This window comes from Thioclava sp. F42-5, from assembly GCF_002213195.1.
GTDB lineage: Bacteria > Pseudomonadota > Alphaproteobacteria > Rhodobacterales > Rhodobacteraceae > Thioclava > Thioclava nitratireducens.
Map to the genome: position 1 here is coordinate 206,859 of NZ_NBNZ01000006.1, position 15,549 is coordinate 222,407.

The following is a 15,549-nucleotide window of genomic DNA, read 5'->3' on the forward strand; positions in this document are numbered from 1 at the left end:
TGATCATGCAGCGTTGCGGCCGGCCCGGGTGAACTGAGCATCCAGCTCGTCCTCGCTGACGGTCATGTCGAAATCGAAACCACCGGACTTGGGTGGCGATTTGGGCTGCGCGGCCGATGCCCGTCGTTGCGGTTTGCGGCCGGTGGACGTGGACGACGCCGCGTGCCCAGCGGGAGCGGCCATCCCGTCAGCCAGCCGGAACAGCGACATCGTCGCGCGCAGCGTCTCGGCCTGAGCCGACAGCTCTTCGGCGGTCGACGACAACTGCTCGGACGCCGAAGTGTTTTCCTGGGTGACCTTGTCCAGCTGCTGGATCGCCAGATTCACCTGTGTGGCGCCGGTGGCCAGTTCCTGACTGGCGCCGCTGATCTGGCTGACCAGTTCGGCGGTGCGTTCAATGTCGGGGACCAGACCGTCGAGCATCCGGCCGGCATCCTCGGCAGCCTTGACCGTGTCCGAAGACAGTCCGCTGATCTCCCCGGCCGCGGTTTGGCTGCGCTCCGCCAGCTTACGCACCTCGGAAGCGACCACGGCGAAGCCTCGGCCATGTTCACCTGCGCGCGCGGCTTCGACCGCCGCGTTGAGAGCCAGGAGGTCGGTCTGGCGCGCAATTTCCTGCACCACCATGATGCGCTCGGCAATGGTCTGCATCGCAGTTACGGCGCGCGACACCGCCAAGCCCGAAGCCCGGGCGTCCTCGGCCGATTTCTTGGCCATGCCCTCGGTTTCGGACGCGTTCTCGGCCGTCTGCTTGATGCTGGCGGTCATCTGCTCCATCGAGCTCGACGCTTCCTCGGTCGAAGAGGCCTGCTCGGTCGCGCCCTGGCTGAGTTGTTCTGACGTGCTCGCCATCTCGCCGGCGCCCGAGGCGACGTTGCTGGCACCGCCGGTAACTTCGCCGACGATGTCGCGCAGCTTCTCGACCATGATGTTCTGCGCGCGCAGCAGATCGGTCACCTCGTCGTTGCCGCGCAACGTGGCCGTTTGCGTCAGATCGCCGTCCGAGACGCGGCGCGCCAGTTCGATCGAGCGATTCAGCCCGCGCGAGATCGTCATCACGATCCACGTGGCTGTCAGGGCGCCGAGCACCACGGCGGCGATCATCAACCCGATCACGGTCTGTCGCGCTTTGGCGTAGAGCGCATCGGTGTTCCGGATCGCCTCGGCCATGATGGCATGGTTGGAAGCCAGAATTGCGTCGAGGCTTGTCTGCATTTCGGTCCACTGGGCTTGTCCATCGCTCGACACGAGCCGGTAGCCCGACAAAGCCCCGTCGTTGTCGGCCATGACCATCGCGCGATTGTTGATGTCGCGCAGCTTGGCGTTGATGTCGGTATAGGTGGCGATTTCCGCCTTTCCCTCGGGTGTTGCCAGGGCAAGCAGGTCGGTGACCAACGCGTCATGGGCCTTTCGCCCGGCTGCGAGTTCGCTGCGCAATTCGGTCCGCATGGAAGCGCGTTCGCTCAGCAGATATTCCCGCACGTTGCGCTGGATGCGCAACTGCTCAGCATTCAGTTGCTGGGACAATTCGATCCTGCGCGCGGAGTTGTTGACCAGCTCGCCCAAACGATCGTTGAGGCGTCCGAGATCGCGGATCGCGAATGCGAGGCCAGTGCCAGCGAGGGCAATCAGAAGAATGAATGTGGCGGCCAGTTTGAGTTTCAAGGTAAATCGCATCAGGCATGCTCCGGTTGCGGTGTGGACCCCGCGGACGTTGCGCCGGGCCTTTCTGGTTGGGCGGTTCGCCCGATGAGAAAATCGCCGAAGATCGTCGACAGGTCGGGTATCGTGACGAAGCGGCCGGACCAGCGTCCGACGGCGGCGACGTAGCGGGGCGGCCAGCGGCTGCCGACCGGAGGTATGCGTTCGATGGATTCGGGCGGGATGCGCGTGACCTCATGCACGCTGTCGGCGAGGATGCCGACAATGCTGCGCTGGTCTTCGAGATCGAGATCGAGGACCAGAACACGGGCCGCGATCCCCCCGGTGGCGCGCGGCATTCTCAGCGGAACCCGCAGGTCGGCGAGCGGCACCACGGCGCCGCGAACGTTGATCAACCCGGCGACGAAATCGGGCGCACCGGGCACGCGGGTCATGGCGCCCGGTTCGAGTACCTCGCGTAGCTGCGCTGTCGGGACCGCCAGTGTTTCACCGGCGAGGTGAAAGGTGACGAGATCACCGTCGAGCGCGCGGGGGTCGCTGTTCAGGGTCATGCCGCCTCCTGACCGGTTTCGGCCTCGCTATGGCCGCGCGCGACCAGTTGCGGGACGTCGAGGATCAGCGCCACCGCGCCATCGCCCAGGATCGTCGCGCCGGAGAATGCCTTGAGCCCGGCATGCAGCGGCGAGAGCTGCTTGATGACGGTCTGATTGGTGCCGATGATGCGGTCCACCACCAGTCCGACGCGGCCATCGCTGCTGGTCACGACGATCACCTTCTGATGCGGGCCGGGTGCGCCGGGGCTGTCCAGCAGATGGCGCAGGCGCAGGAAGGGCACCAGGCTGTCGCGAATGTCGAGAAATGCGTTGCCGCTGTCGGGCATGGCCATCTCGGCGGGAAGCTCGACGATTTCATCGACTGCGGCCAGCGGGATCACGAAACGTTCGTTCGCCACCTCGATCAGCAGACCGTCGACGATGGCGAGGGTCAGCGGCAGGCGCAGGGTAACCGTCGTGCCGTGGCCGGGTTCGCTCGTGACCTCGAGCGTCCCGCGCAGCGCCTCGATCGTGCGCCGCACCACGTCCATGCCGACTCCGCGCCCCGACAACTCAGTCACCGTGGCCGCTGTCGAGAAGCCCGGGACGAAGATGAGTTGGAAGAGCGCGTCGTCGCTCAGCTCGGCGGTTTCGGCGATCAGCCCGCGCTCCACGGCCCGGTCGCGGATCGCGGCACGGTCGAGACCGCGTCCGTCGTCGCCAAGCGAGATCAGCACCTCGGCCCCGGAGTAGCGGGCCTTCAGCCGGATTTCTCCGGTCTCGGGCTTACCCATCGCGCGCCGGGTCGCCGCATCCTCCAGGCCGTGGTCGGCGGCGTTGCGGATGATATGCATGAGCGGGTCCGTCAACCGCTCGACAACGGTCTTGTCCAGCTCGGTCTCCTCGCCCTCGACCGTGAAAGTGAGCGACTTCCCCAGACTGCCGGTCAGATCATGGACCAGCCGGCGGAAGCGTCCCGTGATCGCGCCGATCGGGGTCATGCGGATCGACATCGTCGTGTCGCGCATCGCCGTGGTCAGGCGCTGAATGTCTTCGGCCACCGCGATCAGCCCGGGGTCGCCGGACTGTGAGGCCAGTTCGATCAGCCGGGCCTCTGCGATCACCAGTTCCCCGACACGGTCCATCATGTCGTTGAGGCGCTCGGCCGGCACCCGCATGAGCGCACCGGAGCCGCGGCTAGCCCCCTCCGCGGGCCGGGCCGGCGCCGGATCGGTTGCGGGTTCCTGTTCCGGAGCCGCAGATTCCTGGCTCGCGCGTTGCGGGGGCAGGGGGCCCGCCGGCTCCGACGACTCGAGTTCGAGGCGGAGGCCGTTCTCGTGGAACAGGAAGACGCCGCGGATATCGTCCTCGGTCGCGGTTGAGGCGATCCACGCCTCCCATCCGAGGTAGAGCTGCAGCGGGTCCAGCGCATCGAGGGGCGGAATCTCGTCGGTCAAGGCAAGGATCTGCGCCGCGCCAAGGCATTGCAATTCCTCCAGTACCAGTTCTGGTCGGCCGCCCAGCGTTGGCGTGTCCGGTGGCAGGAAAAAACGCAGGTGCCTGCCGGGCGCGCCCGGCGGAGCGTCGGAGGTGAGATGGTCGGCGAGCCGCTTGAGGATGGCGTTGCCGTCATCGCGCGCAGCCCCGGATAGCAGGCCGGCAACGTGATCGCGTGCCGCGAGACTGATCGTGATCAGGTCTTCGTCCACCGGCACCGTCCCCTCACGTACAGCAACGAATGCCGTCTCGAAGTCATGCAGGAAACCGGCGATGTCGGTGCGCCCGAACATCGCGCCGGATCCCTTGAGGGTATGCAGATCGCGGAAAACCCCGTCGATCAGCGCACGGTCCCCCGGGGCGTCCTGCAAGGCCAGCAACTGCTGCTCCAGGCTTTCCACGAGGCTCTCGGCCTCCGCGCGGAAGGTGTCGAGAGAGTCTTCGTCCATCATGTCCCCACCACCTTGCCGATTACCGAAAGGAGTTTCTGCTGGTCGAACGGCTTCACCATCCAGCCGATGGCTCCCGCCGCGCGGGCCTTGTCCTTGATCGCGGCTGCGGTTTCGGTCGACAGGAAGACGATCGGCACGCCGAGGTTGGCGGGTCGTGCCCGGAATGCCTGGCAGAACCCCAGCCCGTCGAGCCGGGGCATGTTCTGGTCCGTGATGACCGCATCGAAGCTACGGGTCCGGCTGATGTCCAGCGCGTCCTGCCCGTCCACCGCAGTGGCCACGTCGTAGCCAGCGCTCTTCAAGGTCGTGGCGATCATTTGTCGGACCGACAGGGAGTCGTCGACCACCAGAATACTGCGTGTCATCTATTGAAACCTCAGTCGGAATTCGAAGGCGTCTCGGAAAGCGCGCGCGGAAAGAGATGACCGGAGCCTCGCGACCGAGATCGCGGCGCAATCGGGGAAGTTGCGGAGGCGCCAGCCCCGTAACGTCGAGCCGGAGGCATCGGGAGTCGGTTGCATGAACGAGACCTCGTGTTTCTTGGGCCGGGAACAAAGCGGTCACACGAGGCATAGCAACGCCGCCTTAAGGCTTCCCTAAAAACGCCGCTGAATTTGCCGCCGTCTCGATCGGAGAAACGAAACCGCGCGGAATCGCGGTGCAAGGGGAGTGGATATGCGTGGCGGCGGCGACCACGCCAGCGCCCTGCGCTGTTTCACCGGTGCGAACCCCAAGGCGAACGCGCCGCAAGAGACACGACAGACCCGCTTTGCGCGGGCTTCGCATGGAGGCTCGCCGAGAATGAAAAGGGGCTGCCGCGCCTTAGGTCTGGTAGGAAGAAAAAGAGGGCGCGGTAGGTTCCGCGCCCTCTCAGCGTTCATCGTCTGCCCACCGATCCCATCGGCGCGGCAGCGGGTATGCGCATGCCGTTGCCTCCATTCCGACACGGCGTCGGAGGTGTCCAACCGGCAGCTATGAATCGGGCAGCGCCCCCTGATCGGTAACCGATCTTACCCGGCCACAGACGCCGCATGGATCGAGGTGATCGCATCTTCCAGCATCGCGTTGAATTCCTCGTCCGACTGCTGGGCCGAGAGGCCCTCGGTCAGCGCGCGCGAGAAGGACGCGATCATGCCGGTGTTCTTGGCCAGCTTCTCGTTCGCCTCGTCGCGCGAATAGCCGCCCGAGAGCGCCACGACCTTCAGCACCTTCGGGTGGTCGACCAGCGGCTTGTAGCGGTTCGGCTCGGTCGGCAGCGAGAGCTTCAGCATCACCTGCTTGCCCTCGGGCACTGCGTCGAGATGGCTCAGGATCTCGGCCAGCAGCATCTGCTCGGCCTCGTCCTTGTCGGAGATCGAGATCGTCACTTCCGGCTCGAGGATCGGCACGAGTCCGTGGCTGAGCACCTGCATCCCGAGCTCGAACTGCTGATCGACGATCGCCTTAATGCCACCGACATTGGCCGCGGAGATCACCGAGCGCTCCTTGGTGCCGAAGATGCCCGCCTTCACGGCACGCTCCAGCAGAGCGTCGAGGTTCGGGATCGGCTTCATCAGCTGCACGCCGTGCTCCTCGGCCTCGAGGCCCTTGTCGATCTTCAGGAACGGCACCACGCCGCGCTTTTCCCAAAGATAGGTGGCGGTGGGGGTGCCGTCGATGTCACGATCCATCGTCTGCTCGAACAGGATCGCGCCCACCACTTTCTCGCCGGTGAAGGCGGGGGATTTGATGATCCGCGAGCGCATCTGGTGGATCAGGTCGAACATCTCGTCTTCGCTGTTATAGGCATCTTCCTCGATGCCGTAGAGCCGCAGCGCCTTGGGGGTGGAGCCGCCCGACTGGTCGAGGGCCGCGATGAAGCCGTTGCCCTCGCGCATCTGCTCGGTCTGCTTGGCGTTGGACATGGGAATTCCTCCTGCGGGATATAGGGTCGTCTGAAGGGATAGTTTCCGCGCCGGGGCGATGCAACGCTGGTGACGCTAACATATCGAAACGGCGCGCATTTTGGCGTGTCCTCGCCGGCCCCGCCCTCGCGCGCCTTGAAACGCTGCGCGAAAAGACAAGGCCGGGGTGCTTTCGCAGCCCCGGCCCGATCCGTTTGCTCTTTCCTGTCTCCCGCCCGTTTTCAGGGCGCGCGGCTCAGCTTTGCTGGTCGAGCGCCGCCACGCCGGGCAGGACCTTGCCTTCCATCCATTCGAGGAAGGCACCGCCAGCGGTAGAGATATAGGAGAAATCCTTCGCCGCACCGGCCTTGTTGAGCGCGGCCACCGTGTCGCCGCCGCCCGCGACCGAGATCAGCTTCTCCTCGCGCGTCAGCTCGGCCGCCGTCGCCGCCGCCGCATTGGTCGCCGCATCGAAGGGTGCGATCTCGAAGGCGCCGAGCGGGCCGTTCCAGATCAGCGTGCGCGAGTTCTCGAATACCTTACTGATTTCCTCGACCGATTTCGGTCCGGCATCGAGGATCATCGCATCCGCGGGGCAGGCGTCATTGGCCACGGTCTCGTTCTCGGCCCCCGCCTTGAACTCGCGCGCCACGACCACGTCGACGGGCAGGTGGATCTTGCAGCCCGCAGCCTTGGCCTTCTCCATGATCTCCTTCGCCGTGTCGGCCATGTCGCGCTCGGCCAGCGATTTGCCGACGTCGATGCCTTGCGCCACGAGGAAGGTGTTCGCCATGCCGCCGCCGATGATCAGGTGATCGACCTTCGCCACCAGATTGCCGAGCAGGTCGAGCTTGGTCGAGACCTTCGCCCCGCCCACGACTGCCGTCACCGGACGCTCGGGATCGCCAAGCGCCGCCTCGAGGGCTTTCAGCTCGGCCTCCATCAGGCGACCGGCCGCGGCAGGCAGGATCTTCGCGATGCCTTCGGTCGATGCGTGCGCCCGGTGCGCGGCCGAGAAGGCGTCGTTGACATAGACCTCGCCAAGCGCGCCCATCTCGGCGGCCAGCATGGGGTCGTTCTTCTCTTCGCCGGCGTGGAAACGGGTGTTCTCCAGCAGCAGAACCTCGCCCTTCTGCAGCGCGCCCACGGCTTCCTTCGCGGGGCCGCCGATGCAGTCCTTTGCGAATTTCACCGGAAAGCCGAACGCCTTCTCCAGCGCGGGCACCAGCGGCTCGAGGCTCATCTCCGGCACGACCTGCCCCTTGGGGCGCCCGAAATGCGCCAGCAGCACCGGCTTGCCGCCCTTCGACATGATGTCCTGCACGGTCGGCACGATCTTCTCGATCCGCGTCGCGTCGGTCACTTTTCCGTTCTCCACGGGCACGTTGATATCCACGCGCACCAGCACGACCTTGCCGTCCAGATCGACCTCGTCGAGGGTTTTCCAAGCCATGATATCACTCTCCCAATCTGCGCAGGGGGCCATCGCGAATGTGGCCCGCTCCCGCGGCTTGCGTTCTTCTTGCCTGCGGCGATGGGTCGCGTCAACACGGCGGACCGAACTGCGGCGCTTTGTCCTTGCCGCGCAAGGGCCTCGCTCCTATGGTCGGCCCAAATTTCAACGGAGGACCCAATGGCCGATATCAAGGATCCCGAGAACACGATCATCATCGAGCTCAAGGACGGGCCGGTCGTGATCGAGCTGCTCAGCGACGTCGCCCCGAAACATGCCGAGCGCATGAAGCAACTCGCCCGTGACGGCGCCTATGACAACGTGGCCTTCCACCGCGTGATCGAGGGCTTCATGGCCCAGACCGGCGATGTCGCGAACGCCAATATGGAAAAGGACTACAATCCGGGCCGTGCGGGCACGGGCGGGTCGCAATATCCCGACCTTCCGGCGGAATTCTCGAAGCTGCCGCATGATCGCGGGACGCTGGGCGCTGCGCGCTCGCAGAACCCGAACTCGGCCAATTCGCAGTTCTTCATCAACTTCAAGGACAACCACTTCCTGAACGGTCAATACACGGTCTATGGCCGCGTGATTTCGGGGATGGAGCATGTCGACAAGATCGCGCGCGGCGAGCCGCCGGCGAACCCCGACCGGATGATCTCGGTGAAGGTGGCCGCCGATGCGTAATATCCTGCGCCGCACCGTCCTCGCCGCCGCCGCGAGTCTCGTCGTCTCGGCGCCCGCCGCCTTCGCGCAAGACAGCTCTGGCGTGCCGGATACCGGCGGGCCGAAGCTCGTGCTGCAGATCGGCGGTCAGACCGAAGGCAAGGTCGTGATCGACCTGCTCACCGACAAGGCCCCGAAAGCCGCCGAGCGCCTGATGAAGCTCGCCAAGGAAGGCAAATACGACGATGTCGTCTTCCACCGCGTGATCGACGGCTTCATGGCCCAGACGGGCGATGTGCAATTCGGCAAGAAGGGCGGAGATACCTCGATGGCCGGGATGGGCGGCTCCGATCTGCCCGACCTTCCGGCGGAATTCTCGAACATCTCCTTCCAGCGGGGCATCGTGGGCATGGCCCGCTCCGCCGATCCGAACTCGGCAAATTCGCAGTTCTTCATCATGTTCGCCCCCGCGCCCCATCTCGACGGTCAATATACCGTCGTGGGTCATGTCGTGAGCGGCATGGATGTGGTCGACAAGATCAAGAAGGGCGACGCGGCGCGCAACGGCGTGGTCGAGGATCCCGATTACATCGTCAAGGCGACGGTGGAAGACAAGTAAGACGGGCAAGGGGGCTTCGGCCCCCTTTCTCATGCGCAGGCAGTCACTTTCGGCTTGGCCCAAATATCCCGGGGGGTGAGGCGGGATCAGCGGCCTTCCAGTGGAAGGCGCCCCGGCGAACGCCCGAAGCGCAAGCGAAGGGCCGTCAGCGCGGGGGCAGCACCCCCCCCAGCTGTCACAGCCGCGCGATGCGCTCGGTCAGGAGCGTGTAGAACCCTTCCGCGTCCAGATCGCCCATGAACATCGCATTCGGCGCCCGGTCGGTCACGCGCCACCAATCGGCGACGGTCATGCCCATGGTCAGCTCCGACGTCGTCTCGATCTCGACATTGATATGCCGCCCCGTGAACAGGTCGGGCTTGAGCAGATAGGCGATCACGCAGGGATCGTGCAGCGGCGCGCCCTCGGAGCCGTATTTCGCCATGTCGAAGCGCTCGAAGAAATCGGTCCAGCTGGCGACCGCATGGCCGACGCGGGTGCCGAGATTGCGGAACGCCTCGACGCGGGCGCGGGTGGTGAGCGCCTTATGCGTCACGTCGAGCGGCATCACCACCAGAGGCACGCCGGATGTGAACACTATCTCGGCGGCCTGCGGGTCGACATGAATGTTGAACTCGGCGGCGGGCGTGGTGTTGCCCACCTCGAAATAGGCGCCGCCCATCAGCACGATCTCGGCGATCTTCTCGGCGATATCGGGGGCGCGGCGCAAGGCGGTCGCGATATTGGTGAGCGGGCCCAGCGGGCAGAGCGTCACGCTGCCGGCGGGATGGTCGCGCAGGGTCTCGATCAGGAAGTCGACCGCGTGCTGGTCCTGCAGCGGCATCTGAGGCGCGGGCAGTTCGATCCCGTCGAGCCCGGTCTTGCCGTGGACATATTCCGCCGTGACCAGTTCGCGCGCGAGCGGCCGGTCGCAGCCCGCATAGACCGGCACATCCGTGCGTCCGGCAAGTTCGCACACCACGCGCGCGTTCTTGGATGTCAGCGGCAGCGGCACGTTTCCAGCGACGCAGGTGATGCCCAGGACTTCCAACTCGGGGCTGGCCAGAGCCAGCAGGATCGCCACCGCGTCATCCTGTCCGGGATCGGTGTCGATGATGATCTTGCGCGCCATGCTCGCCTCCTTCGTGGGTTCTGCGCGACCTTGGCGCGGTGGCGCGGCGATGTCCAGATATGGGGGTGGATGACGGTGAGGCGCACCAAATCAACAATACCTATGCGTGTGTTCGCCCCGAAGCTTTCCAGCCACCGGCCACATTTGGCCACATTCGGTCTTTAGACAAATTGCTGCAGGGAAGGACACCCAGACATGAACCAGCATCACGTTTTCATTGCAGCGCCCGCTTCGGGGGGGATGAGTGGCAGGATGGCCCGCACGCTTGGCTGCGGACAGGACGCTCTGGCCCGCGCAGGCTATGGGCAGGCCGTGATCGGTGCAGCAGCCAGTGGCCGTGTCCATCTTGATTCGCAATTGATCGGCGATGCGGCGGCGGGGCTCTATCACCTCTTCGCCCGAGCCCAGGAACGGGCCGAGCGGTTTCGCGCAGCGCTGGCCGGGACGGTCGGTCGCGTGGTGCTCTACGCGCCGAGCTACGAAGACTATTACCCGGCGCTCTGGCGTGACCTCGCCGCCCGCCGCCCGCTCAAGCCCTTCGCCGAGCTGACGCCGCGCCTGATGGCGCGCCCGCGTCGCTGGGTCGACGTGGTGCGTGATCTGAAGGCGGGGCTCGATCCCCGCGAGATCATCGTCTTGCCGCATGGCTCGCAGATCGGCGAGGCGCTGGCGGCGCTGGTGCCGGGCGCGTCGCTCGAGCCCGCGCCCGATGCCGAACCCAACCATTCCGATACGGTGATTGCGATGATGCAGCGTCTGCATCATTCGGGCGTCGTGATCGGGCCGAAGCAGAAACGCCGTCTGGCGCGGTTCCACGAGCATCAGCCGCAGGGCACGCCGATTGCGGAGTTCGACGCGCTCGACCGGGTCTCGCTGCAGCGCCGCTACGAGCAGGATCTGGAGCAGATGGCTGCCATCGACGGCGTGCGCATCGGCCCCGACGAAGCGTTGCAGATCGCCGCCCAGTAAACGGTTCGGTTCGCTCCTTTGCGAGAATGAAAAAAGCGGCGCCTTCTGGACGCCGCTTTCTCTTTTCGGAGGCACGCTTGCGATCAGCCGTCGAGATCGACCTCGTCGATCAGCTTCAGCGCGGTCGGGCGCAGTTCCGCCAGCTTCGCGAGGTCCAGCGTGTCGGGCGTGAACTCGCCCCAGCTTTGCACCAGCTCGGACCGCGCAACGCCCGGCTTGATCGGGAATTCGTGGTTGGTCTGGGCGTAGATTTCCTGCGCTTCATCGGAGACGAGGAATTCCATCAGCTTGAGCGCGTCGTCGCGGTTTGGCGCGGATTTGGTCATCGCCATGCCCGAGACGTTCATATGGGTACCGCCTTCCTCGAAGACCGGGAAGGTGATGCGCACGGAATTGGCCCATTGCGCCTGCTCGGGATCGGCGAGCATCTGGCCCATGTAATAGGTATTGCCCAGCGAAATGTCGCATTCGCCCGCCCAGATCGATTTCACCTGGCTGCGGTCATTGCCCTCGGGCGTCTTGGCGAGGTTCGCTTTCAGCCCTTCGAGCCATTCCTTGGTCGCCTCTTCGCCGTGATGGGCGAGATAGGCGGAGGTCAGCGCGACGTTGTAATCCGAGGTGAAGGAGCGGGTGCAGATGCGGCCCTTCCATTTCTCGGAGGCGAGGTCTTCATAGGTCGTCACCTCGCCATCGGCCACGCGCTCTTTCGAGGCATAGACGATGCGCGCCCGCGAGGTCAGGCCGAACCAGTGGTTCTCCGGATCGCGGAATTCGGCCGGGATCGCGTCTTGCAGCGCCGGGGCCTCGACCGCCTGCGTCACGTCGGCATTCACCACTTCGCTCAGCCGCGCGATGTCGACGGTCAGCACCAGGTCGGCGGGGGAGCGGTCGCCCTCGGCTTTGAGGCGCTCGACCATGCCTTTCTCGACATAGGCGATGTTCACCGCGATCCCGGTCTCTTCGGTGAAAGCGTCGAGCACGGGCTGGATCAGTTCGGGCTGGCGGTGGGAGTAGATGTTCACATCCGCAAGCGTCGGCGTGGCGAGGGCCGTGCCCATCAGGGCGAGGGCGAGGGTCCGGGTCATTGAAGTCTCCATTCGCGTTTTCGTGAGCGAAGAGGTAACGGCGGTTCACGAAGGCGTCAATGCCTGAGTGAAATAATCGGAAATAATTTGCCGGCGCGCTTCCTGCCTCATTATTGGGCGTTCGATTTCGCAATAAGCAGGGGCAGGGCGTATTTTTCGAAATTGTTCCTTTCACCGGTGGCCTCGCTCCGTCATCGTGAAGAAACGCGACATCCTATTGCGGGAGCGAGACTTATGGCGATCCATGCCAGCATCTATCACTTGACCCATTACCAATATGACCGCCCGGTGACGCTCGGCCCGCAGATCATCCGCCTGCGTCCCGCGCCGCATTCGCGCACCCGGGTGATCTCGCATTCGCTCAAGGTCTCGCCCGGCGGGCATTTCGTGAATCACCAGCAGGACCCCTATGGCAACTGGCTCGCGCGCTTCGTCTTTCCCGAGCCGGTGACCGAGCTGAAGATCGAAGTGGACCTCACGGCGGATATGACCGTCTACAACCCGTTCGACTTCTTCACCGAGGAATATGCCGAGGAATGGCCCTTCGACTATCCCGAGGAGCTGCGCGACGATCTGTCGATCTACCGCACGCCCGAGCCGGAAGGCCCGCGTCTGGCGCAGTTCATCGGCGAGATCGACTACACGATCAAAGGGACGGTCAATTTTCTTGTCGCGCTCAATGCGCATATCTCGAAGGTCGTCGATTACACGATCCGCATGGATCCCGGCGTGCAGACGCCCGAGGAGACCTTGGAGAAACGCTCTGGCTCGTGCCGGGACAGCTCGTGGTTACTGGTTCAGGTGCTGCGGCATCTGGGGTTCGCGGCGCGGTTCGTGTCGGGCTACCTGATCCAGCTGAAGCCCGATCTGGAGGCGCTCGACGGGCCGTCTGGCACCGACCACGACTTCACCGACCTGCACGCGTGGTGCGAAGTGTTCATCCCCGGCGCGGGCTGGATCGGGCTTGACCCGACATCGGGCCTTCTGACCGGGGAGAGCCATATCCCGCTGGCCGCCACTCCGCATTTCCGCAACGCCGCCCCGATCTCGGGGGGCTTTTCCTCGGTCGGCAGCCCGGAGGTGAGTTTCGCCTTCGACATGACGGTGGACCGGGTGGCCGAACATCCACGCATCACCAAGCCGTTCTCCGACGAGGCATGGAAGCGGCTCAATGCGTTGGGGCGCAAGGTGGATGAAAGCCTGAAGGCGGGCGATGTGCGCCTGACCATGGGGGGAGAGCCGACCTTCGTCTCCATCGACGATTTCGAGAGCGACGAGTGGAACACCGCCGCCGTGGGCCCGCAAAAGCGCGCGCTGGCCGATGAGCTGATCCGGCGACTGCGCGACCGCTTCGCGCCGGGGGGCTTTCTGCATTACGGGCAGGGCAAATGGTATCCGGGCGAAAGCTTGCCGCGCTGGACCTTCTCGCTCTACTGGCGGCGCGACGGCAAGCCGATCTGGCGCGACGAAGATCTGATCGCCAAGGAGGGCGACAAGACCGGCGCGGGCCCGGAGGAAGCCGGCACGCTGATGCGCGGCATCGCGGAGCATTTGGGGATCGAGCCCGATCACGCGCAGCCCGCCTATGAAGACCCGGCTGAATGGATGCTCAAGGAAGGCAACCTGCCAGAGAACGTCACGCCCGAAGACAGCAAGCTGAAGAACCCCGAGGATCGCGCCCGTTTCGCCCGGGTCTTCAATCGCGGGCTGGAGACGCCCACGGGCTACATCCTGCCGGTGCAGCGCTGGCAGGCCAAGGCGCAGCCCGGCCATCGCTGGCGCTCGGAGAAGTGGAAGACCCGGCGCGGCAAGCTGTTCCTGATCCCCGGGGACAGCCCTGCCGGGTTCCGTCTGCCGCTGGGCGCGCTGCCCTATGTCCCGCCCGCGCAATATCCCTATCACTACGTCACCGATACCTCGCTGCCCAAAGGCGATTTGCCCGATTTCCATGCCGAGATGGAGAAGGCCGTCGCGAAGGGGTTGGTCGACAAGCCCACCGAGGAACACAGCCAGCCCGTCTCCGAGGCGCAATCGGCCGAGCCGGGCCAGACCATCGTGGAGCAGGATCTGGATACGATCGACGGCGTCGTGCGCACCGCGATCTCGGTCGAGCCGCGCGACGGGCGGCTGTGCGTCTTCATGCCGCCGACCGAGGATCTGGAGGACTATCTCGAACTGATCGCCGCCGCCGAGGAAAGCGCCAAGGCGATGGGGCTGCCGATCCATATCGAAGGCTACGCCCCGCCGCATGACCCGCGCCTCAACGTGATCCGGGTCGCGCCCGATCCCGGGGTGATCGAGGTGAATATCCATCCCGCTCATAGCTGGGAGGACTGCGTCGCCACCACCGAGGCGATCTATGAGGAGGCCCGCCAGTCCCGGCTGGGGGCCGACAAGTTCATGATCGACGGGCGCCATACCGGCACGGGGGGCGGCAACCATGTGGTTGTCGGCGGGGAGACGCTGCTCGACAGCCCCTTCCTGCGTCGCCCCGATCTGCTGAAATCGCTGATCCTGATCTGGCAGCGGCACCCGTCGCTGTCCTACCTGTTCTCAGGGTTGTTCATCGGTCCGACCAGCCAGGCCCCGCGGATCGACGAGGCGCGGCACGATACGCTCTACGAGCTGGAAATTGCGCTGAGCCAGATCCATCCGCCCGAGGCAGGCAACGTCCCGCCGCCGTGGCTGGTGGACCGGCTGCTGCGCAACATGCTGACCGACGTCACCGGGAACACGCACCGCGCCGAGATCTGCATCGACAAGATGTTCTCGCCCGACGGGCCCACGGGGCGACTTGGCCTCGTCGAATTTCGCGGCTTCGAGATGCCGCCGGACCCGCGCATGTCGCTGGCCCAGCAGCTTCTGTTGCGGGCCATCATCGCGCGGTGCTGGAATGCACCGGTAGAGGGGCGTCCGGTGCGCTGGGGTACGGTGCTGCATGACCGCTTCATGCTGCCGCATTACCTGTGGGAGGATTTCACCGATCTGCTCGCCGATCTGCGCCGCCACGGTTTCGATCTCGATCCGCAATGGTTCGAAGCGCAATCGGAGTTCCGTTTCCCCTTCTGCGGTCAGATCGAGGCGGAAGGCGTGCATCTCGAGATCCGTCAGGCGCTGGAGCCGTGGCATGTGTTGGGGGAGACCGGCGCCATTGGCGGTACTGTTCGCTATACCGACAGCTCGGTGGAGCGTCTGCAGGTGAAAATGACTTCGCTCCATCAGGACCGCTACAAGGTGATGTGCAACCGTCGCCCCGTGCCGCTGGCGCGGACGCAGGAGAGCGGGGTCTCGGTCGCCGGGGTACGGTTCAAGGCATGGCAACCTGCAGAGGCGCTGCATCCGACGCTGCCGGTCAATGCGCCGCTGACCTTCGACATCTATGACGACTGGACGGGCAGGGCGATCGGGGGCTGCGTATACCACGTGGCCCATCCGGGGGGGCGCAACTACGATACCTTCCCGGTGAACGGCAACGAGGCGGAAGCCCGCCGACTGGCGCGCTTCGAGGGGCACGGTCACACGCCGGGGGCCTATCGTCCGGAACCGGAGACCCCGCATCCGGAGTTTCCCCTGACGCTTGACCTGCGACGTCCTGTCGGGCTGAGTTGATCCGAGCCTA

Annotated in this window: 12 protein-coding genes; 4 read left to right on the top strand and 8 right to left on the bottom strand. The window is 65.2% G+C overall.

Annotated elements, in window-relative coordinates:
- Positions 1 to 3: 3 nt before the first annotated feature.
- The 6 genes from B6V74_RS15865 to B6V74_RS15890 form a co-directional block, all read right to left on the bottom strand.
- Complete coding sequence (locus tag B6V74_RS15865; protein WP_088723356.1) at positions 4 to 1,677, bottom strand: methyl-accepting chemotaxis protein; 1,674 nt, start codon at positions 1,675 to 1,677, stop codon at positions 4 to 6.
- The gene (locus tag B6V74_RS15870) at positions 1,677 to 2,213 is read right to left on the bottom strand and encodes a chemotaxis protein CheW (protein ID WP_075775006.1); all 537 of its coding nucleotides are present in this window, start codon (positions 2,211 to 2,213) and stop codon (positions 1,677 to 1,679) included. The genes B6V74_RS15865 and B6V74_RS15870 overlap by 1 nt, the downstream gene beginning before the upstream one ends.
- A complete protein-coding gene (locus B6V74_RS15875) occupies positions 2,210 to 4,144 on the bottom strand; it encodes a chemotaxis protein CheA (RefSeq protein ID WP_088723357.1) in 1,935 nt (644 codons plus the stop codon). The genes B6V74_RS15870 and B6V74_RS15875 overlap by 4 nt, the downstream gene beginning before the upstream one ends.
- Entirely contained in the window at positions 4,141 to 4,509 is a 369-nt protein-coding gene (locus tag B6V74_RS15880) for a response regulator (RefSeq protein WP_088718483.1), read from the bottom strand. The genes B6V74_RS15875 and B6V74_RS15880 overlap by 4 nt, the downstream gene beginning before the upstream one ends.
- A 645-nt stretch (positions 4,510 to 5,154) precedes the next feature.
- Positions 5,155 to 6,048: a fructose bisphosphate aldolase gene (locus tag B6V74_RS15885; protein ID WP_088718484.1), complete on the bottom strand. Its 894-nt coding sequence runs from the start codon at positions 6,046 to 6,048 to the stop codon at positions 5,155 to 5,157.
- A gap of 235 nt (positions 6,049 to 6,283) precedes the next feature.
- Positions 6,284 to 7,480, bottom strand: a complete 1,197-nt coding sequence (locus B6V74_RS15890) for a phosphoglycerate kinase (RefSeq protein ID WP_088723358.1) — start codon at positions 7,478 to 7,480, stop codon at positions 6,284 to 6,286.
- Positions 7,481 to 7,660: 180 nt separating this feature from the next.
- On the opposite strand from B6V74_RS15890, the gene B6V74_RS15895 reads away from it, so the two are divergent.
- Together B6V74_RS15895 and B6V74_RS15900 are read left to right on the top strand one after the other, a co-directional pair.
- Positions 7,661 to 8,167, top strand: coding sequence for a peptidylprolyl isomerase (locus B6V74_RS15895; RefSeq protein ID WP_075775001.1), 507 nt, complete (start codon positions 7,661 to 7,663; stop codon positions 8,165 to 8,167).
- On the top strand, positions 8,160 to 8,765 hold the full coding sequence (locus B6V74_RS15900) for a peptidylprolyl isomerase (protein WP_075775000.1): 606 nt from the start codon (positions 8,160 to 8,162) through the stop codon (positions 8,763 to 8,765). The genes B6V74_RS15895 and B6V74_RS15900 overlap by 8 nt, the downstream gene beginning before the upstream one ends.
- 175 nt (positions 8,766 to 8,940) lie before the next feature.
- On the opposite strand, the gene B6V74_RS15905 is transcribed toward B6V74_RS15900, so the two are convergent.
- On the bottom strand, positions 8,941 to 9,876 hold the full coding sequence (locus B6V74_RS15905; RefSeq protein ID WP_088723359.1) for a nucleoside hydrolase: 936 nt from the start codon (positions 9,874 to 9,876) through the stop codon (positions 8,941 to 8,943).
- A gap of 252 nt (positions 9,877 to 10,128) precedes the next feature.
- Between B6V74_RS15905 and B6V74_RS15910 the strand changes: the two genes are divergently transcribed.
- Positions 10,129 to 10,845 carry a hypothetical protein gene (locus B6V74_RS15910; RefSeq protein ID WP_088723360.1) on the top strand — a complete coding sequence of 239 codons (717 nt, stop codon included), beginning with the start codon at positions 10,129 to 10,131 and terminating at the stop codon, positions 10,843 to 10,845.
- Positions 10,846 to 10,928: 83 nt separating this feature from the next.
- Here the strand turns inward: B6V74_RS15910 and B6V74_RS15915 are convergent, their stop codons facing one another.
- Entirely contained in the window at positions 10,929 to 11,930 is a 1,002-nt protein-coding gene (locus B6V74_RS15915; RefSeq protein ID WP_240497127.1) for a Fe(3+) ABC transporter substrate-binding protein, read from the bottom strand.
- Positions 11,931 to 12,164: 234 nt separating this feature from the next.
- On the opposite strand from B6V74_RS15915, the gene B6V74_RS15920 reads away from it, so the two are divergent.
- Positions 12,165 to 15,539, top strand: a complete 3,375-nt coding sequence (locus tag B6V74_RS15920; RefSeq protein WP_088723362.1) for a transglutaminase family protein — start codon at positions 12,165 to 12,167, stop codon at positions 15,537 to 15,539.
- The last annotated feature ends 10 nt before the right edge of the window (positions 15,540 to 15,549 follow it).